Origin of the sequence: Xanthobacter oligotrophicus (genome assembly GCF_008364685.1) — a bacterium.
GTDB classification, from domain to species: domain Bacteria; phylum Pseudomonadota; class Alphaproteobacteria; order Rhizobiales; family Xanthobacteraceae; genus Xanthobacter; species Xanthobacter oligotrophicus.
On the sequence record NZ_VTTL01000005.1, the window covers coordinates 85961 to 107217 of the forward strand.

At 67.6% G+C, this 21257-nt stretch carries 19 protein-coding genes; 16 read left to right on the top strand and 3 right to left on the bottom strand.

The window, feature by feature from the left end; all coding sequences use genetic code 11:
* Positions 1-134 precede the first annotated feature (134 nt).
* The 14 genes from FZ033_RS09350 (at position 135) to FZ033_RS09415 (ending at position 13818) form a co-directional block, all read left to right on the top strand.
* Positions 135-689, top strand: coding sequence for a F0F1 ATP synthase subunit delta (locus tag FZ033_RS09350; protein ID WP_188079406.1), 555 nt, complete (start codon positions 135-137; stop codon positions 687-689).
* A complete protein-coding gene (gene atpA / locus FZ033_RS09355; RefSeq protein WP_149575880.1) occupies positions 689-2218 on the top strand; it encodes a F0F1 ATP synthase subunit alpha in 1530 nt (509 codons plus the stop codon). The genes FZ033_RS09350 and atpA overlap by 1 nt, the downstream gene beginning before the upstream one ends.
* Positions 2219-2254: 36 nt before the next feature.
* Complete coding sequence (locus FZ033_RS09360; protein WP_149575881.1) at positions 2255-3124, top strand: F0F1 ATP synthase subunit gamma; 870 nt, start codon at positions 2255-2257, stop codon at positions 3122-3124.
* Between the two features lie 33 nt (positions 3125-3157).
* Positions 3158-4594: a F0F1 ATP synthase subunit beta gene (gene atpD, locus FZ033_RS09365; RefSeq protein WP_149575882.1), complete on the top strand. Its 1437-nt coding sequence runs from the start codon at positions 3158-3160 to the stop codon at positions 4592-4594.
* A gap of 140 nt (positions 4595-4734) precedes the next feature.
* The gene (locus FZ033_RS09370; RefSeq protein WP_149575883.1) at positions 4735-4968 is read left to right on the top strand and encodes a hypothetical protein; all 234 of its coding nucleotides are present in this window, start codon (positions 4735-4737) and stop codon (positions 4966-4968) included.
* 153 nt (positions 4969-5121) lie between these two features.
* Entirely contained in the window at positions 5122-5541 is a 420-nt protein-coding gene (locus FZ033_RS09375; protein ID WP_149575884.1) for a F0F1 ATP synthase subunit epsilon, read from the top strand.
* 238 nt (positions 5542-5779) lie between these two features.
* Positions 5780-6556, top strand: coding sequence for a Crp/Fnr family transcriptional regulator (locus FZ033_RS09380; RefSeq protein WP_149575885.1), 777 nt, complete (start codon positions 5780-5782; stop codon positions 6554-6556).
* A 181-nt stretch (positions 6557-6737) separates the two neighbouring features.
* Entirely contained in the window at positions 6738-8192 is a 1455-nt protein-coding gene (locus FZ033_RS09385; protein WP_149575886.1) for an ABC transporter substrate-binding protein, read from the top strand.
* A gap of 5 nt (positions 8193-8197) precedes the next feature.
* The gene (locus FZ033_RS09390; RefSeq protein ID WP_149575887.1) at positions 8198-9157 is read left to right on the top strand and encodes an ABC transporter permease; all 960 of its coding nucleotides are present in this window, start codon (positions 8198-8200) and stop codon (positions 9155-9157) included.
* A gap of 17 nt (positions 9158-9174) precedes the next feature.
* Positions 9175-10050 (top strand): ABC transporter ATP-binding protein, encoded by an 876-nt coding sequence (locus FZ033_RS09395; RefSeq protein ID WP_149575888.1) that lies wholly within the window; start codon positions 9175-9177, stop codon positions 10048-10050.
* A 262-nt stretch (positions 10051-10312) separates the two neighbouring features.
* Positions 10313-10675, top strand: coding sequence for a ferredoxin FdxA (fdxA, locus tag FZ033_RS09400; RefSeq protein WP_149575889.1), 363 nt, complete (start codon positions 10313-10315; stop codon positions 10673-10675).
* A 10-nt stretch (positions 10676-10685) separates the two neighbouring features.
* Positions 10686-11459 carry a ferredoxin--NADP reductase gene (locus tag FZ033_RS09405; protein WP_149575890.1) on the top strand — a complete coding sequence of 258 codons (774 nt, stop codon included), beginning with the start codon at positions 10686-10688 and terminating at the stop codon, positions 11457-11459.
* A 217-nt stretch (positions 11460-11676) separates the two neighbouring features.
* Positions 11677-12744 carry a YeiH family protein gene (locus FZ033_RS09410; RefSeq protein WP_232847406.1) on the top strand — a complete coding sequence of 356 codons (1068 nt, stop codon included), beginning with the start codon at positions 11677-11679 and terminating at the stop codon, positions 12742-12744.
* A 117-nt stretch (positions 12745-12861) separates the two neighbouring features.
* The gene (locus tag FZ033_RS09415; protein WP_149575891.1) at positions 12862-13818 is read left to right on the top strand and encodes a LysR substrate-binding domain-containing protein; all 957 of its coding nucleotides are present in this window, start codon (positions 12862-12864) and stop codon (positions 13816-13818) included.
* Here FZ033_RS09415 and FZ033_RS09420 read toward each other — a convergent pair.
* The 3 genes from FZ033_RS09420 to dapE all read right to left on the bottom strand — a co-directional run bounded on the left by FZ033_RS09420 (position 13787) and on the right by dapE (position 17717).
* Positions 13787-15670, bottom strand: a complete 1884-nt coding sequence (locus FZ033_RS09420; protein ID WP_149575892.1) for an ABC-F family ATP-binding cassette domain-containing protein — start codon at positions 15668-15670, stop codon at positions 13787-13789. The two genes, FZ033_RS09415 and FZ033_RS09420, sit on opposite strands and share 32 nt — an antisense overlap.
* A 61-nt stretch (positions 15671-15731) precedes the next feature.
* Positions 15732-16493: an alpha/beta hydrolase gene (locus tag FZ033_RS09425; RefSeq protein ID WP_149575893.1), complete on the bottom strand. Its 762-nt coding sequence runs from the start codon at positions 16491-16493 to the stop codon at positions 15732-15734.
* 6 nt (positions 16494-16499) lie between these two features.
* Positions 16500-17717, bottom strand: coding sequence for a succinyl-diaminopimelate desuccinylase (dapE, locus tag FZ033_RS09430; protein ID WP_232847407.1), 1218 nt, complete (start codon positions 17715-17717; stop codon positions 16500-16502).
* 172 nt (positions 17718-17889) lie between these two features.
* Between dapE and FZ033_RS09435 the strand changes: the two genes are divergently transcribed.
* Together FZ033_RS09435 and FZ033_RS09440 are read left to right on the top strand one after the other, a co-directional pair.
* Entirely contained in the window at positions 17890-20478 is a 2589-nt protein-coding gene (locus FZ033_RS09435) for a DUF3772 domain-containing protein (RefSeq protein ID WP_149575894.1), read from the top strand.
* 175 nt (positions 20479-20653) lie between these two features.
* Positions 20654-21196 (top strand): CAP domain-containing protein, encoded by a 543-nt coding sequence (locus FZ033_RS09440; RefSeq protein WP_149575895.1) that lies wholly within the window; start codon positions 20654-20656, stop codon positions 21194-21196.
* The last annotated feature ends 61 nt before the right edge of the window (positions 21197-21257 follow it).

The following is a 21257-nucleotide window of genomic DNA, read 5'->3' on the forward strand; positions in this document are numbered from 1 at the left end:
GGCACACCGGGATTTCGAGAGGCGGGTTTAGCCCTCTCGCGGGGTCGCACTAGATTATTCCCAACAGATCAAGGGCTTGGGCAATAGCCGCGCAAGGCGCGCGGCATGGGCTGCAAGTTCGAGAGAGGTGCGGGGTGGCGGATACGATCGTGTCAGGCATGGCGGGGCGCTACGCGACCGCGCTGTTCGAACTGGCGACAGAGGCCGGCGCCGTCGATTCCGTTAAGGCGGATCTCGATCGCTTGTCGGCTCTTATTGCGGAGAGCGCGGATCTGGCGCGGCTGGTCAAAAGCCCGGTCTTTTCGGCCGAGGAGCAGCTGAAGGCCATTTCGGCGGTACTTGATCAGGCGGGCATTTCCGGCCTCGCCGGGAATTTCGTGAAGCGGGTGGCGCAGAACCGCCGCCTGTTCGCGCTGCCCCGCATGGTTGTCGACTACGCGTCCCTCGTCGCCGCCCAGCGCGGTGAGACGACGGCGCAGGTCACGGTGCCGGCCCCCTTGAGCGATGCGCACTTCTTCGCGCTCAAGGATGCGCTGGCCCAGCAGACCGGCAAGGACGTGATTCTCGACGTGACCGTCGATCCGTCCATCCTCGGTGGTCTCATCGTGAAGCTCGGCTCCCGCATGGTCGACGCCTCTCTCAAGACCAAACTCAATTCTATCCGGCATGCGATGAAAGAGGTCCGCTGATGGACATTCGAGCCGCTGAAATCACCGCCATCCTCAAGGACCAGATCCAGAACTTCGGCCAGGAGGCCGAGGTTTCCGAGGTCGGGCAGGTTCTCTCCGTCGGTGACGGCATCGCCCGCGTCTACGGCCTCGACAATGTCCAGGCCGGCGAGATGGTCGAGTTCGAGAACGGCACGCGCGGCATGGCGCTGAACCTCGAAATCGACAACGTCGGCATCGTGATCTTCGGCTCGGACCGCGAGATCAAGGAAGGCCAGACCGTCAAGCGCACCGGCGCCATCGTCGATGCCCCGGTGGGCAAGGGCCTGCTCGGCCGCGTCGTGGACGCCCTCGGCAACCCGATCGATGGCAAGGGCCCGATCGTGTACACCGAGCGCCGCCGGGTGGACGTGAAGGCGCCGGGCATCATCCCGCGCAAGTCGGTGCATGAGCCCATGCAGACCGGCCTCAAGGCCATCGACGCGCTGATCCCCATCGGCCGTGGCCAGCGCGAGCTGATCATCGGCGACCGCCAGACCGGCAAGACCGCTGTGGCGCTGGACGCGATCCTCAACCAGAAGCCCATCAACCAGGGCACGGACGAGAAGGCCAAGCTCTACTGCGTCTATGTCGCGGTGGGCCAGAAGCGCTCCACGGTCGCCCAGTTCGTGAAGGTGCTGGAAGAGCAGGGCGCGCTGGAATATTCCATCATCGTGGCCGCGACCGCCTCGGACGCCGCGCCGATGCAGTTCCTGGCGCCGTTCACCGGCACCGCCATGGGCGAATATTTCCGTGACAACGGCATGCACGCCCTCATCATCCACGACGACCTGTCCAAGCAGGCCGTGGCCTATCGCCAGATGTCGCTGCTGCTGCGCCGCCCGCCGGGCCGCGAGGCCTATCCGGGCGACGTGTTCTACCTGCACTCCCGCCTGCTGGAGCGTGCGGCGAAGCTGAACGATTCCCTCGGCGCCGGCTCGCTGACCGCCCTGCCGGTGATCGAGACCCAGGCGAACGACGTGTCCGCCTACATCCCGACCAACGTGATCTCCATCACCGACGGTCAGATCTTCCTTGAGTCCGACCTGTTCTACCAGGGCATCCGCCCGGCGGTGAACGTCGGCCTGTCGGTGTCGCGCGTGGGCTCCTCGGCCCAGATCAAGGCGATGAAGCAGGTGGCGGGCAAGATCAAGGGCGAGCTCGCCCAGTACCGTGAGCTCGCGGCCTTCGCCCAGTTCGGCTCCGACCTCGACGCCTCGACGCAGAAGCTGCTGAACCGTGGCGCCCGCCTCACCGAGCTGCTGAAGCAGAGCCAGTTCGCGCCCCTCAAGGTCGAGGAGCAGGTGGCGGTGATCTACGCCGGCACCAACGGCTATCTCGACCCGCTGCCGGTCTCCAAGGTGCGCGAGTTCGAGCAGGGTCTCCTTCTGGCGCTGCGTTCGCAGCATCCGGAGATCCTGGAAGCCATCCGCTCGTCCAAGGAAATTTCCAAGGACACCATCGAGAAGCTGACGAAGGCTCTCGACGCCTTCGCCAAGAGCTTTGCCTGAGCGGCGCCTGTTCCTCGAACCTGACGGACGGGCACCATGGCGAGCCTGAAAGACCTAAGGAACCGCATCGCCTCGGTGAAGGCGACGCAGAAGATCACCAAGGCGATGCAGATGGTCGCCGCGGCGAAGCTGCGTCGCGCCCAGATGGCGGCGGAAGCGGCCCGTCCCTATGCCGAGCGCATGGATACGGTGCTGGGCAGCCTTGCCGCCGGCATCGTAGGTGCCGGCCAGGCGCCGGTGCTGATCGCCGGCACGGGGCAGTCGCAGAAGCATCTGCTGCTGGTGGCCAGCGGCGAGCGCGGCCTGTGCGGCGCCTTCAACACCTCCATCGTGCGCCTGGCGCGCGAGAAGGCGCAGCAGCTGATCGGCGAAGGGAAGGACGTGACGTTCTTCTGCGTCGGCCGCAAGGGCTACGACCAGCTGCGCCGGACCTACCCCGACCGCATCATCGAACTGGTGGACCTGCGCAGCGTGCGCACCCTCAGCTTCAAGGATGCCTCGGCCATTGCGGCGAAGATCCTCGCCCTGCTCGACCAGGGCGCCTTCGACGTGTGCACGCTCTTCTATTCCAACTTCAAGAGCGTGATCTCGCAGATCCCCACCGCCCAGCAGATCATCCCCGCCGTGTTCGAGGCGCAGGACGAGGGCGGCCCGGTCTATGAATACGAGCCGACGGAAGAGGAGATCCTCGCTGACCTCCTGCCGCGCAACATCGCGGTGCAGATCTTCCGCGCGCTCTTGGAAAACCAGGCGTCTTTCTACGGCTCGCAGATGAGCGCCATGGACAATGCGACCCGCAACGCCGGCGACATGATCAGGAAGCAGACGCTGATCTACAACCGGACGCGCCAGGCGCAGATCACGAAAGAACTCATCGAAATCATCTCCGGCGCCGAAGCGCTCTGACCACGGCCTGGATGAGGACAAAGGACGACGAACATGGCGAATCCCACCGGACGCATCACCCAGGTCATCGGCGCCGTTGTCGACGTGCAGTTCGACGGCCATCTGCCGGAAATCCTGAACGCGCTTGAGACCACCAACCACGGCAACCGCCTGGTGCTCGAAGTGGCCCAGCATCTCGGCGAGAGCACCGTCCGCACCATCGCGATGGATGCCACCGAGGGTCTGGTGCGCGGCCAGCCCGTGACCGACACCGGCTCTCCCATCCTCGTGCCGGTAGGCGAAGCTACCCTCGGCCGCATCATGAACGTGATCGGCGAGCCGGTGGACGAACTGGGCCCGGTGGTGGGCGATACCAGGCGCGCCATCCACCAGCCTGCTCCGTCCTATGCGGACCAGTCCACGGAAGCGGAAATCCTCGTCACCGGCATCAAGGTGGTGGATCTCCTGGCGCCCTACTCCAAGGGCGGCAAGATCGGCCTGTTCGGCGGCGCCGGCGTGGGCAAGACCGTGCTGATCATGGAGCTGATCAATAACATCGCCAAGGCGCACGGCGGCTATTCCGTGTTCGCCGGCGTCGGCGAGCGCACCCGCGAGGGTAACGATCTCTATCACGAGATGATCGAGTCCAACGTGAACGTGGATCCGCACGAGCATAACGGCTCGGCCGCCGGCTCCAAGTGCGCCCTTGTGTACGGCCAGATGAATGAGCCCCCCGGCGCTCGTGCCCGCGTGGCGCTGACCGGTCTCACGGTCGCCGAGCATTTCCGCGACCAGGGCCAGGACGTGCTGTTCTTCGTGGACAACATCTTCCGCTTCACCCAGGCCGGCTCGGAAGTGTCGGCCCTGCTTGGCCGCATTCCCTCGGCGGTGGGCTACCAGCCGACGCTGGCCACCGACATGGGCGCGCTCCAGGAGCGCATCACCACCACCACCAAGGGCTCGATCACCTCGGTTCAGGCCATCTACGTGCCGGCGGACGATCTGACTGATCCGGCGCCCGCCGCCTCCTTCGCGCATCTCGACGCCACCACCGTGCTGTCGCGCTCCATCGCGGAAAAGGGCATCTATCCGGCGGTGGACCCGCTCGACAGCACCTCGCGCATCCTTTCGCCGCTGGTTATCGGTGACGAGCACTACAACGTGGCGCGCCAGGTCCAGCAGACCCTGCAGCGATACAAGGCGCTCCAGGACATCATCGCCATCCTGGGCATGGACGAGCTCAGCGAAGAGGACAAGGTCACGGTCGCCCGCGCCCGCAAGATCGAGCGCTTCCTCTCGCAGCCCTTCCACGTGGCGGAAGTGTTCACCGGCTCCCCGGGCAAGCTCGTGGACCTGAAGGACACCATCTCCGGCTTCAAGGGCCTGGTGGAAGGCAAGTACGACTACCTGCCCGAGCAGGCCTTCTACATGGTGGGTTCCATCGAAGAAGCCATCGAGAAGGGCAAGAAGCTCGCGGCCGAGGCGGCCTGAGCGGACGTTCGACAAAGGCTTTCCGGTCATCGTTCGCATGGTGATCGGAATGCGTGATTTTCCTGCTCCGCTTTGAGGCGAATTTGCCGCTTAGGGTGTTGTACTCAAGTGGCAAATTCGGATCAGGGGTTGAGGAAATGATGAATGTGAAGGTCCTGGGCCTCGTGCTGGGACTTGTGGCCGGCGGCATCACCGGCTGGCTCACCCGGCCGCAGGTCGCCGAGATCCGGCTGCCGGGCCTCAATATCGAGCTGCAGGGCGAAAACCCGCGCGGCGGATTGACCTCGGAGCAAAGCCAGCACATCGGCCTTGCCGCCGTGGTGGGTGCCATCATCGGGCTCGGCGTCGGCTTCGTTGCCGATCGCCGGCGCTGATGCCGCGGAGGCGGTTGCGCCCGGGCCGACCAGGCCCGTGCGGTGAAGCCGCTTTCCTTCATGGAGTTGGGGCGTCCATCCGGCTGGATGGCGCCCGGAGGAGCACCCGATGTTGGGGCGCCTCCCGTTCGGGACGACCCGGAGACGAGAATTATGGCGACCTTACCCTTTGAGCTGGTCTCGCCCGAGCGGCTCGTGTTTTCCGGCGCCGTGACCGAGGTGATCGTGCCCGGCGCGGAAGGCGAGTTCGGCGTGCTGGCGGGCCATGCGCCCTTCATCGGCATGCTGAAGCCCGGTATCCTCACCATCAAGGGTGACGGCTCGCCGCGCTCCTATTTCGTGCGCGGTGGCTTTGCCGAGGTGAACCCGGCCGGCCTTACCATCCTCGCCGAAGAGGCAAAGCCGCTGGAGGAGCTGGACCTGGGTGCTCTGCAGCAGCAGATCCAGAATGCCAAGGAAGACGTGACCGACGCCACCACCGACGAGACCCGCCAGCGGGCCGCGCGGCAGCTTGCCGATCTCGAGCAGGTCTATGCGGCCCTCGAGAGCGGCCGCGCCGGCGGCGGGCACTGAGGCTGGACCTGTCGCAGTATCCCCCAGCGTTCGCTGGTGGGCTGATCGCGCTGGTTCGTTCCGGGTGAACGTGATGCCGCATCAGCGGGAAGGACTGTTCCGACGGCGGCCGTGAGGCCGCCGTTTGCGTTTGCGTGACATCGCGTGTCGGCATTATTAGATTTAATCTATGGAATAACTTATAATAGTAATGGTACGCTTCTTGCGGTTGAGAATGGATCCAACCGGGAGAGAAGCCATGCTGAACGCTCCGCCCCACGGGCCGCTTCCCGTCGCCGCATCGCCGCTCCTGGCAGGTGCCGCTCCCGCGCAGGCGCTTCTGCTCACGGAGAATGCCGCCCTCACCAACGGGCCGCCGCTGCTGTTCCAGCGCCTCACCGCCAAGGAGCGTGAAGAGGTGCTGCGCGAGGGCCAGAAGCGCGTGGTCTATCGCGGCAAGATGCTGTTCTCGCAAGGCACGCCCCACGACGGGATCTTCCTGATCGAGAGCGGCCGCATCCGCGTCTTCTACATCGCGCCGTCAGGCCGTGAGATCACCCTGGCCTATTGGAACTCGGGCAATTTCGTCGGCGGCCCCGAACTGTTCGGGCAGGGGCAGCATGTGTGGTCAGGGGTTGCCGCCACCAATGCGGTGGTCGTGCATCTGACCGGCAAGACCCTGCGCCGGCTCATCGCCCAGATCCCGGCCTTCGCCATCGGCCTCATCGAGGGGCTGACCTTCAAGGGCAAGTGCTATTCCGCCCTTGCCCAGATGCTGGGCACCCGCTCGGTCACCGAGCGCCTCGCCCACCTGCTCCTGCACCTCGCGGAGTCCTATGGGGTGCGGGAGGAGGGCGCCATCGTCATCGGCACGGCCTTCACCCACGCCGACCTCGCGCACATGGTCGGGGCGACGCGGCAATGGGTCACCATCAGCCTCAAGCGGCTGCAGGAACAGGGGGTTCTGAGGGCGGAGAAGGCCAAGATCGTGATCCATGACCTCGACGCGCTCCACGCCATGCGCGGCAACCGTTGAGGCCGGCGCAGGGCGAAGGTGGCCCCGCGCCGGGAAGGCAGGCAGCCTGTGACCAAGAAAGAGGCGGGTCTCGAAAGGAGGCAACTAATCGACACCCCCGCCGCATCTTCCTTTGAATGAATGGAAGCTGGCGCCCGAAGATCACCGTCGAGAGCCGTCTTTGCCCCGAGAGGTGGATCCGATGCCCCCGTTTTGCTCCAAGCATTTCCGCACCCAGCTTCTTCGCACCGCCGCCATTGCCCTGACCGTCGGCTGCGCCCTTGGGGCGCTCCCCGCGCGCGCCCAGACCGCCATCAGCTTCGGCATCGGTACCCAGGACACCACCACCAACACGGTGACCACGGGCGTGGTGATCAAGGAGCTGAAGCTGCTGGAGAAGTACCTGCCCAACGACGGCAAGTACGCCAACGTGGCCTACTCCATCGACTGGCAGAATTTCACCTCCGGCCCGCCGGTGACCAACGGCATGATGGCGGACAAGCTCCAGTTCGGCGCCATGGGCGATTATCCCCTCGTGGTGAACGGCTATACCTTCCAGTCCAATCCGCAGTCCAAGTCGCAGCTCATCGGCATCGCCGCCTACAATCTCGACGGCTCCGGCAACGGCGTGGTGGTGCACAAGGACTCGCCCTATTACGAGCTGTCCGACCTGAAGGGGAAGGTGCTGAGCGTGCCGTTCGGCTCGGCGGCCCACGGCATGATCCTCAAGGCCATGCAGGACAAGGGCTGGCCCAGCGACTATTTCAAGCTGGTGAGCCAGTCGCCGGAGGTGGGCTCCACCAACCTCCAGGAAAAGAAGATCGACGCCCACGCCGATTTCGTGCCCTTCGCCGAGCTGCTGCCGTTCCGGGGCTTTGCCCGCAAGATCTTCGACGGGGTGGAGACCAATGCCCCCACCTGGCACGGCGTGGTGGTGCGCACCGATTTTGCGCAGAAGTATCCGGAAGTCGTGGTGGCGTATCTGAAGGCGGTGATCGAGGCCAATGACTGGGTCCGCAAGGATCCGCAGGGCGCCGCCGAGAAGATCGCCAAGTGGACCGGCATCGACAAGGAAGTGGTCTATATCTTCCTCGGCCCGGGCGGCATCATGACCCTGGACCCCACACTCAAGCCCCAGCTCGTGGCCGACGCGGCGGAGGATGCCGCCGTGCTCCAGAAGCTCGGACGCATGAAGGAATTCGACGCCAAGGCCTGGGTCAACGACACCTATATGCGCCAGGCCTTCAAGGAGATGGGTCTCGATTACGAAACGCAGCTGAAGAGCCTCGCCAACTACGAGGTGAGCGGCGAAGACAGCTTCTGCAAGGTGAAGATCGCAGAGCCGCGCAAGGCCGGCGAGATCTGGATCGAGGGCGAGGGCATCAAGCCCTATTCCAGCGCCGCCTGCACGCTGGGGGCGCTGGCCGAGCTGACCGCCCAGGGCAAGAAGGCCAACATGACCTATCTGTTCGACACCGCCCGCGGCATCAAGCTGTTCGCCACCGACGCGTTCTTCGCGGTGACCGCGAAGGACGGCAAGAGCGAGATCTTGCCCTTCATGCTGAAGGCCGATGCGGAAGCGGCGGCGGCCAAGGGCGGCGGCAAGGTGATGAGCTTCGGCGATGCGCTGAAGGCCGCCACCGCCGGGCGTGGGTGAGGGCTATGAAGAGCGCCGCGGCGAAATCCCCCGTGAAGATGCAGACGCCCCTGCATATTGCCGGCACGGCGGAGGCGGCACGCCCGCGTCCCCCCGCCGGGTCCATCCTGCTGCGGCCCGAGCGTCCGGCCGCCGCCCCCCTGATGCCGCCGGACCGCGCGCTGACCGGCTTTGCCCGGCGCTGGCTGAAGCTGAACGCGCAGGCGATCCGGGCGACGCTGCTGGGGGCGCTGGCCATCGGGCTCTTCATCCTCGCCTGGCATGTGGTCACCGTGAACCGCATGGATCTCTATGTGCGGTTCCTGAACGTGCCCTCGCCGGAACAGGTGCTGGAGAGCGCGCGCACCGCCTTCTCCACCGGCGCCTTCTTCAACCATATCGTCATCTCCTGCCGGCGCATCTTCCTCGGCTTCGCCCTGGCAGCGCTGGTGGCGGTGCCGCTGGGGCTGCTGATGGGGCGCTATGCGCTCATCAAGGAATTCGTGTTCCCGGTCTGCGAGGTGCTGCGGCCCATCCCGGCCATCGCCTGGGTGCCCATGGCCATCATGCTGTGGCCCACCAACGAGCAGAGCATCGTCTTCATCACCTTCCTCGGGGCATTTTTCCCCATCCTGCTCAATACGCTGCATGGCATGGCCAACGTGGACGAGGTGCTGGTGCGCGCCGCGCGGTGCCTCGGGGCGAGTGAGCGCGCCACTTTCCGCGAGGTCTATTTCCCGGCGGTGCTGCCGCAGATCTTCACCGGCCTCACGGTGGGCATGGGCGTGGCCTGGGTGTCGCTGATCGCGGCGGAGATGATCTCCGGCCAGTTCGGCATCGGCTATTTCACCTGGGAGGCCTATTCCCTGGTGCAGTATCCGGACATCGCATTGGGCATGATCACCATCGGCGTGCTGGGGCTCGCGTCGTCCTTTCTCATCCGGCTGCTCGGGCGGGCGGTGACGCCCTGGTCCCGGGCCAAATGAACCCCGCGAGGCGCGCCATGGCCATTCCCGCAACCGCCCCCACACAGACCGGCCTCATCGAGGTCACCGGCTTCGAGCTGGCCTACGACACCATCGACGGCGCGGTGATCGCGGTGAGCGACGCCGACCTGGTGGTGAACCCCGGCGAGTTCGTGTCCATCATCGGCCCCTCGGGTTGCGGCAAGTCCACACTGCTCAATGCGGTGGCGGGCTTCCTCAAGCCCACCGCCGGGCGCGTCACGGTGGATGGGGAAGCGGTGAAGGGGCCGTCCGCCGACCGGGGCATGGTGTTCCAGCAATATTCCCTGTTCCCGTGGAAGACGGTGCGGGAAAACGTCGAGTTTGGCCTCAAGATGCGCGGCATGGGCCGCTCAGAGCGGGCGGTGGCGGCGCGTACGCTGCTGGGGCTGGCCGGCCTGTCGGCCTTCGAGAACCATTATCCCGACAGGCTTTCCGGCGGCATGAAGCAGCGGGTGGGCATCGTGCGGGCGCTCGCCACGGGGCCGAAGGTGCTGCTGCTGGACGAGCCGTTCGGCGCGCTGGACGCCCAGACCCGGGTGATCATGCAGCAGATCCTCACCAACCTCTGGCAGCGCCTCGGCATCTCGGTGCTGTTCGTGACCCACGACATCGACGAGGCGATTTTCCTCTCCGACCGCATCTATGTGATGACCGCGCGCCCCGGCTGCATCAAGGCCGAGGTGACGGTGCCGCTGCCGCGTCCGCGCGACGCGGCGTTGCAGCTCTCGCCCGAATTCATCCAGCTGCGGGCGGACCTTGGGGCGCTGATCCGCGAGGAGAGCCTGAAGGCCATGGGCGGCGAGCTGAACGAGGACGCCCTAAAGGGCCTCGCCGTGAACCTCAATGGATCGAGCCTCGCCCAGGTGGTGTGAGGGCGGCAGCTGCGGCTCCCGCCAGCCTCTGTCTTGTCCGGGGGGCCTCTTCACGGGGGGTGACGCTATCTTGTCATGGTCGGGACAAGGTCGGGCATGACGACGCTTTGTTGTGGGCAGGCATCCGGGGCCCGGTTCTTGCTGTCGTTCTCGTTCCCCTGAGTGCAAAAATACTGCAATTAATTGACCTCATCTTGCCTTAACACTCAGTCTTGTGCCGCCGCCCGGATAGTCTTGTTGCACAATTAACAGGACCTGCCCCATGGCCTATGTCGTCACTGACAGCTGCATCCGCTGCAAATTCATGGATTGCGTCGCCGTCTGCCCGGTGGATTGCTTCTACGAGGGCGAGAACATGCTCGTCATCAATCCGGACGAATGCATCGACTGCGGCGTCTGCGAGCCGGAATGCCCCGCCGCCGCCATCGCTGCCGACACCGCACCGGAAGCCGGACCCTGGATCGCGCTGAACGCGCAATATGCAGCCCTGTGGCCCAACATCGCCGAGAAGAAGGAGCCGCCGGTCGACGCCGCCCAGTGGATGGACGTGGCCGACAAGTTCGAGAGCGCGTTCTCGCCCGCGCCGGGGCAGGCGGCCAGCCCGTCCGCTTCCGGCCCGGCGTGAGGAGGCAGTAATGAGCAATCTCAACACCGAGACCGTCCTCGAGGTCCGCCACTGGACCGACCGCCTGTTCTCCTTCACCGCCACGCGCGATCCGGCGTTCCGCTTCAAGAGCGGCCAGTTCACCATGATCGGCCTGCCGGCGGAGGAGCGCCCGCTGCTGCGCGCCTATTCGCTCGCCTGCGCGCCCCACGAGGACCAGCTGGAATTCTTCTCCATCAAGGTGCCGGATGGCCCGCTCACCTCGCGCCTGCAGATGCTGAAGCCGGGCGATCCCATCCTGGTCGGGCGCCGGCCCACGGGCACGCTGCTGCTCGACAATCTGAAGCCCGGCAAGCGGCTCTATCTCCTGGCCACGGGCACCGGGCTGGCGCCGTTCGTCTCCATCGCCAAGGACCCGGAGGCCTATGAGCGCTTCGAGCACATCATCCTCGTGCACGGCTGCCGCGAGGTGGCGGAGCTGGCCTATGGCGAGGACGTGGTGGCGGCGCTGAAGGCCCACGATTTCCTCGGCGAATATGCCTCAACGCAGCTGCTCCATTATCCCACGGTGACGCGCGAGCCGTTCCGCAATCGCGGCCGCGTCACCGACCTGATGGAGAGCGGCCAGCTCTTCGCCGACCTCGGCCTTCCCGATCTCGATCCCGCCTTTGACCGGGTGATGCTCTGCGGCTCGCCGCAGATGATCGCCGACACCCGCGACCTCCTGGAGCGCCGCGCCTTCGCGGAAGGGGCGGGGCACCGGCCCGAGACCTTCGTGGTGGAGAAGGCCTTCGCCGAGCGGTGAGGGGAAGGAGTGCCTGGGGCCTTGGTCATCGGGCCGCGTCACCCGTCATCCCCCGGCCTGTCCGGGGGATGACGGGTGACATTCCCACGCTGCTCGTGGCCCCACCGCCTTGCAGCGATGAGGAACTAACTACAAAAATCGATCTATTGTAGAAATATAACTCGTTTGATCGATGCATGCTGCGGCGCGATCCTCGCCGCGTCCGAGGAACCCCGCCATGACCGACAAGCCGTTGTCCGAGCCCGCCGTCCTTCCCGATGCCACACTGCTTCCCGCCGCTCCGCGCTTCCTGACGCGCGCGTTCGGCGGCATCCTCCCGGGGCTGGCGCTGACGGTGCTCATTGCCGCCGCAAGCTATGGACTGCGCCAGATCCCCGGCATGGGGCTGGTGAGCCCGCTGGTGCTGGCCATCGTCATCGGCATGGGCCTCCACAACATCTTCGGCACGCCGGCCATCGCCAAGCCGGGGGTGAAGTTCGCGCTGCGGCGTATCCTGCGCTTCGCTATCGTGCTGCTGGGTCTGCAACTCACCTTCGCGCAGGTGCGCTCGGTCGGCTTCGTGGGTTTTGCCATCGTGGCCGGCACGCTGTTTTCCACCTTCTTCGCCACCCGCTGGCTCGGCCGGCTGATGGGGGTGGACAAGCAATTGTCGGAGCTGATCGCGGCCGGAACCGCCATCTGCGGCGCCTCGGCGGTGATCGCCACCAACACGGTGACCCGCGGCTCGGACGAGGACGTGGCCTATGCGGTGGCCTGCGTGACCGTGTTCGGCTCGCTCTCCATGCTGATCATGCCGGCGCTGCTGCCCTACACCGGCCTCGATGCCCACGCCTTCGGCCTGTGGACCGGCGCCTCCATCCACGAGGTGGCGCAGGTGGTGGCCGCCGCCTTCCAGGGCGGCCAGCAGGCCGGTGAGTTCGGCACGGTGGCGAAGCTCTCGCGGGTGATGCTGCTGGCGCCCCTTGTCATCGGCCTCGGCGCCGCCGCCATCTGGCGCGCGCGGGGCGACAAGGAGGCCGGCCATGCCAGCCCGCCCATGCCGTGGTTCGTGTTCGGCTTCATCGGCATGGTGATGCTGAATTCCACCGGGGTGGTGCCGGTGGAGGTGAAGAGCGACATCGCCATCGGCACCACCTTCCTGCTGGCGGTGGCGCTGGGCGCCATGGGGCTGGAGACCGACATCGCCAAGCTGCGCCTGAAGGGGGTGAAGCCCCTGCTGCTCGGTGCTGCCGCCTGGCTGTTCATCTCGGTGCTGAGCTTTATCCTCATCAAGACGCTCATGTGAGCCCGCGCGGCGCCTGAGCGTGCCCTCTCGGCCCGGTCGCAGACCGGGGCTGTTGGCATAAGATCAAGCCCGCGCGGCGTTTGAGCGAAGCAGCGCGAGTGCGGCGAGGCAGGGTCCATGACGCTGGAGCAGTTGAAGGTCTTCGTCGCCGTGGCCCGCGCCCTGCACATGACGCGCGCCGCCGAGGGCCTCCACATGACCCAGTCGGCGGTGAGCGCCTCGGTGGCGGCGCTGGAGGCGTCCTGCGGCGTCGCCCTGTTCCACCGGGTGGGGCGGCGGATCGAATTGACCGAGGCCGGCCACGCCTTCGTGCCTGAAGCTGAGGCCGTGCTCGCCCGCGCCGCCGCCGCCGAGACCGTGCTCGCGGATCTCTCGGGCCTCAGGCGGGGGCGGCTGGCGCTGGAGGCCAGCCAGACCATCGCCAACTATTGGCTCGGGCCGGTGCTCAACCGCTTCCACAAACTTTATCCCGACATCGCCCTGTCGGTGGTCATCGGCAATACCACGCAGGTGACGGCGGCGGTGCGGGAGGGGGCGGCTGATCTCGGCTTCGTGGAGGGCGAGGTGGAAGAGCCTCTGCTCGCCCGCACCGCAGTGCCCGGCGACCGGCTGGTGCTGGTGGCGGCGGCGGGCAGCCCCTTCGCCAAACGGCGCGCCATCGCCCCGGCAGATCTGTTCGAGATGCCGTTCGTGCTGCGCGAGCCGGGCTCGGGCACAAGGCAGGTGTTCGAGGATGCGCTTCGGGCCTCGGGGCTCGACCCCGCCGGGCTCAAGGTGGCGCTGGAGCTGCCCTCCAACGAGGCGGTGGTGAGCGCGGTGGCGGCAGGCGCGGGCGCGACCGTGATCTCGGATCTCGTGGCCGCGGCGGGCCTTGCCACCGGCACCCTGCGCCAGCTGCCCCTGACCTTTCCGGCCCGGCGCTTCTACGTGCTGCGCCACGCCGATCGCTATCATTCGCGGGCGGCGCAGGCGCTGATGGCGCTGATCCGCGAGCCGGCAGCAGGCGCGACGATTCCCGCGAAAACCGCCGCTGCGGCGCCTGTCAGCCGCCCGCGGTCTCGAGCTCGGCGCTGACGGCGAGCCATTCTTCTTCCGTTACGGCCAGCTTCTCCACCGCCTCGGCGCGGGCCTTGGCGAAGCGGGCGGCATCCAGCGGCTTCTTGGCGTGGAGATCCGGCGCGGCGAGCTTCACGTCGATGCCGGCGATCTCCTTCTCCAGCTTCTCCACGGCCGCTTCCAGCTCGCGGATGCGCTTCTTCAGGGGGCCGGTGGCGACGCGGCGCTTGCCGTCGGCCGGGGTGCCGTCCTTCTTCAGCTCGGCCTTGTCCTTGCGGCCGGCATCGGTCATGCGGTCGCCGTCGGACTTGGAGAGCACCTCGCGCTTGTACTGGTCGAGGTCGCCGTCATAGGCCTTCACCGTGCCGCCGGAGACGCGCCAAAGCTGGTCCGCGCAGGCTTCCAGCAGATGCCGGTCGTGGGAGACGAGGATGACGGCGCCGGGATAGTCGTTGATGGCCTCGATGAGGGCGGCGCGGGCCTCGATGTCCAGATGGTTGGTGGGCTCGTCGAGGATCAAAAGGTGCGGCCCGTGGAAGGTGGCAAGGCCCAGCAGCAGCCGCGCCTTCTCGCCGCCGGAGAGGGACGACACCTTGGTGTCGGCGGCACCGCCGGAAAAGCCCATCTCCGCCGCCCGCCCGCGCACCCGCGCCTCGGGCGCGTCGGGCATGAGCTTGCGCACATGCTGGGCCGGGCTGTCGCCGGGGATCAGTTCGTCGATCTGGTGCTGGGCGAGATAGGCCACTTCCAGCTTATCGGCGCGCACCACGCTGCCGCTCTCTTCCTGGAGGCGGCCGGCGAGGAGCTTGGCGAAGGTGGACTTGCCGTTGCCGTTGGGGCCAAGCAGGGCGATGCGGTCGTCCTCGTCGATGCGGAGGTCGAGATTGCGCAGGATCGGCTTGCCCGGCACATAGCCCACCGACACATGGTTCATCACCAATATGGGCGGCGACAGCAGCCGCTCCGGGTGGCGGATGGAGATGGCGGCGGCCTCCTCGCTCACCTGGGCGGCCAGCGGCTCCATGCGGGCCAGGGCCTTGAGGCGCGACTGGGCCTGCTTGGCCTTGGTGGCCTTGGCGCGGAAGCGGGCCACGAAGGATTCCATGTGGGCGCGCTGCATCTCCTGCTTCTTGCGCGCCTTCTGGTCCAGGAGCAGCCGCTCGCGGCGCTGGCGGTCGAAGCCGGTGAAGCCGCCCTTGTAGATGGTCAGCTTCTTTCCGGTGAGGTGGAGGATGTGGTCCACGCTCTCGTCGAGCAGGTCGCGGTCATGGGAGATGAGGATCACCGTGCGCGGATAATGCGCGAGGTAATCCTGCAGCCACAGGGTGCCTTCGAGGTCGAGATAGTTGGTGGGCTCGTCGAGCAGCAGCAGGTCCGGCTCGGTGAAGAGCAGGGCCGCGAGGGCCACGCGCATGCGCCAGCCGCCGGAAAATTCCGAGCAGGGCCGCTGCTGCGCGCTTTCGTCGAAGCCGAGGCCGGCGAGGATGGTGGCCGCCCGCGCCGGCGCCGAATGGGCGTCGATGTCCAGGAGCCGCATCTCGATCTCGCCCATGCGCATGGGGTCGTGGGTAGTCTCGCGCTCGTGCAGCAACTGGGCGCGCTCGGTGTCGGCGGCGAGCACACGCTCCAGCAGGCTGTCGGGGCCGGCGGGCGCCTCCTGCGCCACGCGGCCGATGCGGGTGCGGTTGGGCAGGCGCACCGCGCCGCTCTCCAGCTCAAGCTCGCCGACGATGGCCTTGAACAGGGTGGTCTTGCCCGAGCCGTTGCGCCCCACCACGCCCACCCGCGCATTCTCCGGAATGGCGACAGAGGCATGGTCGATGAGCAGGCGCCCGGCGAGGCGCAGGGAAATATCGTCGAGAACGATCATGGTCGCGCCTTTTCGCAGGCGCAGCGAGCGGGGGCAAGCCTCGCTTTCACCGGCCTTGCCGTCAGGCCAGCTCCGCCACCGCGTCGGTCAGGCGCTCCAGGTCCTCGGGGCGGGACAGGCGATGGTCGCCGTCCTTGATGAGGGAGAACACCACGTCGTCCTCGGCAAGGCAGCTCACGAGGCGCATGGCGTGCGCCCATGGCACGTCCTCATCCTGCGCGCCCTGGAGGATGCGCACCGGGCAGCCCACCGCGAAGGGGGCGCCCAGCAGCAGGTGGCGGCGTCCGTCCTCGATGAGGGCGCGGGTGATCACATAAGGCCCGTCACCATAGGGCGAGGGCCGCTCGAAACGCCCCGTGGTCTCGATCTGCGCCCACACCTCGGGGGAAAAGCGCGCCCGCATCAGGTCCTCGGTGAAGTCCGCCGCCGGGGCCACCAGCACCAGCCCCTTCAGGCGCTTGTCCCCCCGCTTGGCCAAAAGCCGCGCCAGCAGCAGCGCGATCCATCCACCCATGGACGAGCCGATCACCACCTGCTCGCCTTGCGTCTTCTGGTCGAACACCGCCACCGCCTCTTCCAGCCAGCGGGAGATGGTGCCCTCCTCGAAGGCGCCGCCGGAGGTGCCGTGGCCGGAATAGTCGAAGCGGACGTTGGCGCGGCCGTGGCCTGCGGCCCAGCGGGCGAGGTGCTCGGCCTTGGTGCCGGTCATGTCCGACTTGAAGCCGCCCAGCCAGAACAGGCCCGGCGCCGCCCCGGCCACGCTGCGCACGGCGATGTCGCGGCCGCCCACGTCCAGGCGGGAGAAGTCTTCGTCAAGGCTCATGGGGACTCACGCGAAGGTCGAGAAATAGCGGGCGATGATGCGGCTGTAGATGGCGGTGAGGGCGTGGATGTCCTTAACCGGCGTCGCCTCGTCCACCTTGTGCATGGTGCGACTGACAAGGCCGAATTCCACCACCGGGCAGATGTCCTTTATGAAGCGGGCATCCGAGGTGCCGCCCGAGGTGGAGGGCTCCGGCCGGCGCCCGGTCACCTCCTCCACCGCGCCGGCGACCAGCTCGGTGAAGGGGCCGGGGGCGGTGAGGAAGCTCTGGCTCGCTCCGGTCTGGAATTCGAGGTCATAGGTGAGGCCGGCGCCATCGATGCGGCGGATGATCTCGGACTTCAGCGTCGCCAGCGAGAAGTGGTCGTTGAAGCGCGCGTTGAAGCGGGCGGTGGCCTGCGCCGGGATCAGGTTGAATACCGGGTTACCCACGTCCACCGAGACCACCTCCAGGTTGGACGGCGGGAAGAAGTCCGAGCCGTGGTCGAGGGGCGCGGCGGTCAGCTCGCCGATGAGCTTCAGGAGGCGCGGGATGGGATTGTCGGCGAGGTGCGGATAGGCCACGTGCCCCTGCACGCCCTTCACCGTGAGGATGCCGGAGAGGCTGCCGCGCCGGCCCACCTTGAAGGCATCGCCCAGCGCATCGGGATTGGTGGGCTCGCCCAGCAGGCAATGGTCGATGGTCTCGCCCTTGGCCTTCAGCCACTCCACCACCTGCACCGTGCCGTCCAGCGCCGGGCCTTCCTCGTCGCCGGTGATGAGGAAGGAGAGGCTGCCGCGCTCCGGCCGGCCGAAGGCGAGCGCGGCGGCGAGGAAGGCCGCCACCGCCCCCTTCATGTCCACCGCCCCGCGCCCGTGGAGCACGCCGTCTTCAACCGTGCCGGCGAAGGGACCGTGGACCCATTGGGCGGCGTCGCCCTCTGGCACCACGTCCACATGGCCGGCGAAGCAGAAATTGGGGCCGGTTTCGCCGATACGGGCGTAAAGATTGGGGATGGGCACGCCGCCGGTTTCGAACGTCAGGCGTTCCACGCGGTATCCCGCAGCCTCCAGCCTTTTGGCCACCAGCTCCAGCGCATCGTCCGCGTGCGGCGTCACCGAGGGCGCGCGGATCAGCTCGGCGGCCAGCGCCACCGGGTCCGAGGCGGCAGCCAAGGGGGGGGCCACGGGGGCGGGCGGGGCGGAAGGGGCAGTCTGGGGCTTGACGGGAGCGGCGCCGGTCATCACGAGAGTCTCTCTGCCTCCGGTTGCGGCCGGAGGATGCGAAAAGGCGAAAATCGGGACGATCTTTATACCGGTTTTCGTGATTTCGAAGCCCCGCCGCGTCGCCTTTCTCTCCCATCTGCCACGAACATGCCGCCTTCGGGCGACAGGAACGCCGCCGCGGAGGTCCGATATGCATGTAACGAAGCCCGCGGCCGTTCTGGTCGCGCTCTTCCTGTCGACGGTTCCCCTGGCCCAGGCCGGGGCGCAGACGACGCAGGGGCAGGCCGCCCCGCACCAGAGCGTGCCCGCTGCGGGCGCGCCGGCTGCGCCTGCCGCTGGAACGCCTGCCGCTGGAACTCCTGCCGCTGCTCCGCCTGCCGCTGCTCCGCCTGCCGCCGCCGCGCCCGAAGCGGCCAAGCCGGTGGTGCTGCCGCCCGACCCCATGATCGTCGCCGCCCGCGAGAAGCTGGAGGCGGCGCGCGCCACCCTCGACGCCCTCGACGCCAGCCTGGCGCTGGAGGGGTTGCGCCCCAACGACCTCGACGAGGTGCGCCAGCGGCTCGATCCCGCCCGCCGCGACCTTGCGGCGGTGAGCGAGCAGATCGCGCCCCGCGTCACCGACGCCGAGAGCCGGCTCAGCGGCCTCGGTGCCAAGCCCGCCGACGGCGCCGCCGAGGACCCCGCGGTGGCCGCCGACCGCGAGCGCCTGCAGAAGATCAGCTCCGACCTCGGCGGGGTGCTGAAGCAGAACCGCGCCCTGCTGTTGCGCGCCGACCAGATCTCCGACCGCATCAGTGCCCGCCGCCGGGCTCTGTTCACCGGCCAGCTATTCGAGCGCTCGGACTCCATCCTCGATCCCGATCTCTGGGGCAACGCCCTGTCCTCGGTGTCGTCCGAGTGGCGGGCCGTCCAGTATTTCGTGAACGACTGGTCTTCGTTCGCGCAGCGCCGCCAAGGCACCCTCGCCATGCTCGGCATCGTGCTCGGCGGCTTCGGCATTGGCGCGGCGGTGGTGCTGGGCGGGCGCCTGCTGCGCCGCCGGCTGCGCACGCCGCCGCCGGGGCCGGGCGAGAACTTCACCCGCCTGCGCTCTGCCCGCGAGGCGCTGAAGGTGCTCGTCCTCAACGCCTGCGTGGCGCCCGCCGCCACCATAGCCGCCCTCGCCTTCCTGGGCGGGTTCGACGTGGTGCCGCCGCGCGCCGCGGACCTGCTGCACGGGCTGGTGGTGGCGGTCTTCATCAAGGCCATCGGCAATGCGGTGGCGCGCGCGCTGCTCGCCCCCGACGAGCCGTGGCGCCGCCTGCCGCCGCTCTCGGACGCGGCAGCGGTGCTCGCTTTCCGCTACTTCTCGTTCGCGGTGTGGACGCTGGCCATCGCCGCCTTCCTCAACGCCCTGCACAAGGTGCTGTTCGCCCCCGTGGGCCTGACGGTGCTGACCAGCGCGCTCCTCGCCTTGTTCATCGCCGGCTTCATCGCCCGCTTCCTCGTGGGGGTGGCGCGCTCGGAGGATGGCGGCATCGAGACCGAGGGCGAGGTGTCTCCGGCTGCGGAGCCGGCGGCGAGCGCCTCCGGCAGCCGCCCGCAATGGCTGCGCCTCGTCATCTGGATGGCGGTGATCCTGCTCATCGGTGCCCTGGTGGGGGGCTATGTGAGCTTCGCCGCCTTCGTCGCCGCCCGCATGGTGGTGGCCGCCGCGGTGCTGGGCGGGCTCTACCTGCTCTATGCCCTCATCGATTCCTTCTTCGGGGAGGGGCTTTCGGCCGAGACGCCGCGCGCCCGTCACATGTCCAAGGCCCTCGGCCTCCAGCCCACCAGCCTCGAGCTGATCGGGGTGGTGCTCTCCGGCCTGCTGAAGCTGCTCTTGTTCGTGGTGGCCGCCTTCCTTATCGCCGGAAGCTGGGGCACCTCCACCGCCGACGTGATGGACACGGTGGAGCGCGCCTCCTTCGGCGTGCGCATCGGCTCCGCCACCATCACCCTGTGGAGCGTGTTCTACGCGGTGCTGCTGCTGCTGGTGAGCCTGGTGGCCGCCCGCGCCTTCCAGCGCTGGGTCTCCACCGCCTTGCTGCCGCGCTCGGGGCTGGAGCCGTCGCTGCAATCCTCCATCGCCACCATCGTCAGTTATGTGGGCACCATCATCGCGATCATGATCGCCATGAGCGAGGTGGGGCTGAACCTCGAGAACATCGCGCTGGTCGCCGGCGCGCTCTCGGTGGGTATCGGTTTCGGCCTCCAGGCCATAGTGTCGAACTTCGTGTCGGGCCTGATCCTGCTCGCAGAGCGGCCGATCCGGGTGGGTGACACCATCAATGTGAAGGGCGAGGAGGGCTATGTGCGGCGCATCTCGGTACGCTCCACCGAGATCGAGACCTTCGAGCGGGCCACGGTGATCGTGCCCAATTCCGATCTCATCACCGGCATGGTGAAGAACTGGACGCACTCCAACACCACCGGCCGCATCATCGTGGCGGTGAACGTGTCCTACGACGCCGACGCGGAGGAGGTGCGCGACATCCTCGTCGCCTGCGCCTGCGACCATCCGCAGGTGCTGCAGACGCCGCCGCCGCGGGTGTTCCTTACCAAGTTCGCCGACGCCGGCATGGGCTTCGAGCTGCGCTGCGTGGTGGCCAACGTGGATTATGGCCTGACCGTGAAGAGCGACCTGCACTTCCAGGTGCTCGCGCGCTTCCGCAAGGCCGGCATCAGCATGACCGCCCAACCCTGGGCCGTGCAAGCCCATGCCCCGGCCGCCGTGGCGCCGCCCCCTGCCCCGCTCTAGCTTCCAGCGATGCGCGCGCCGATCCGGTCGGCGTGCGTTCCCGCGGCAAGGCGCGTCCCCACGCTAACGCTTCCTCAACCCTGAGGGCGCACAAGGCGGGACGCGCCAAGGGGGCGGAAGCCCCCCGAACATGTGCCAAGGGGCGAGGAGCCCCCGAACCAGCTGGAAGAGAGAAATGCGCGACCCGATCCTCCGCCGTCCCCTTCTCGCCGGTGCCGGGCTCGCGCTGCTGCTGACACTGGGCGCCTGCGGCACCACCGAAACCCAGCTCGACAGCCAGCCGGCCTTCTACATCAACCTCGCCAAGACCGGAAAACCGGTGGACGCGGCCGCCGCCGCCTCCATCATCTCCGACTATCGGGTCGGGCGCGGGCTGAGCCCGGTGACCCTCGACGACCAGCTCAACAAGATCGCCCAGGACCAGGCCAACGCCATGGCGCGGGCCGACAACCTCTCCCACGAGGTGGGCGGGCGCAACTTCATGACCCGCATGAAGGCCTCGGGCTACAACGCCTCCAAGGCGGTGGAGAACGTGGGCGCGGGCTATCACACCCTGGCGGAAGCCTTCTCCGGCTGGCGCGATTCCCCCTCCCACAACAAGAACATGCTGGAGCCGGGCGTGACCCGCATGGGCATCGCCACGGCCAATGCGCCCAATTCCAAGTACAAGGTCTATTGGGCGCTGGTGCTGGCCGAGCCGGACAAGAACGGGCGGTGACCTGACGTCCTCGGCCTGGGCCGGCGCATCCGGGGCCGGCAAAAGACCCTTGCACCTCGCG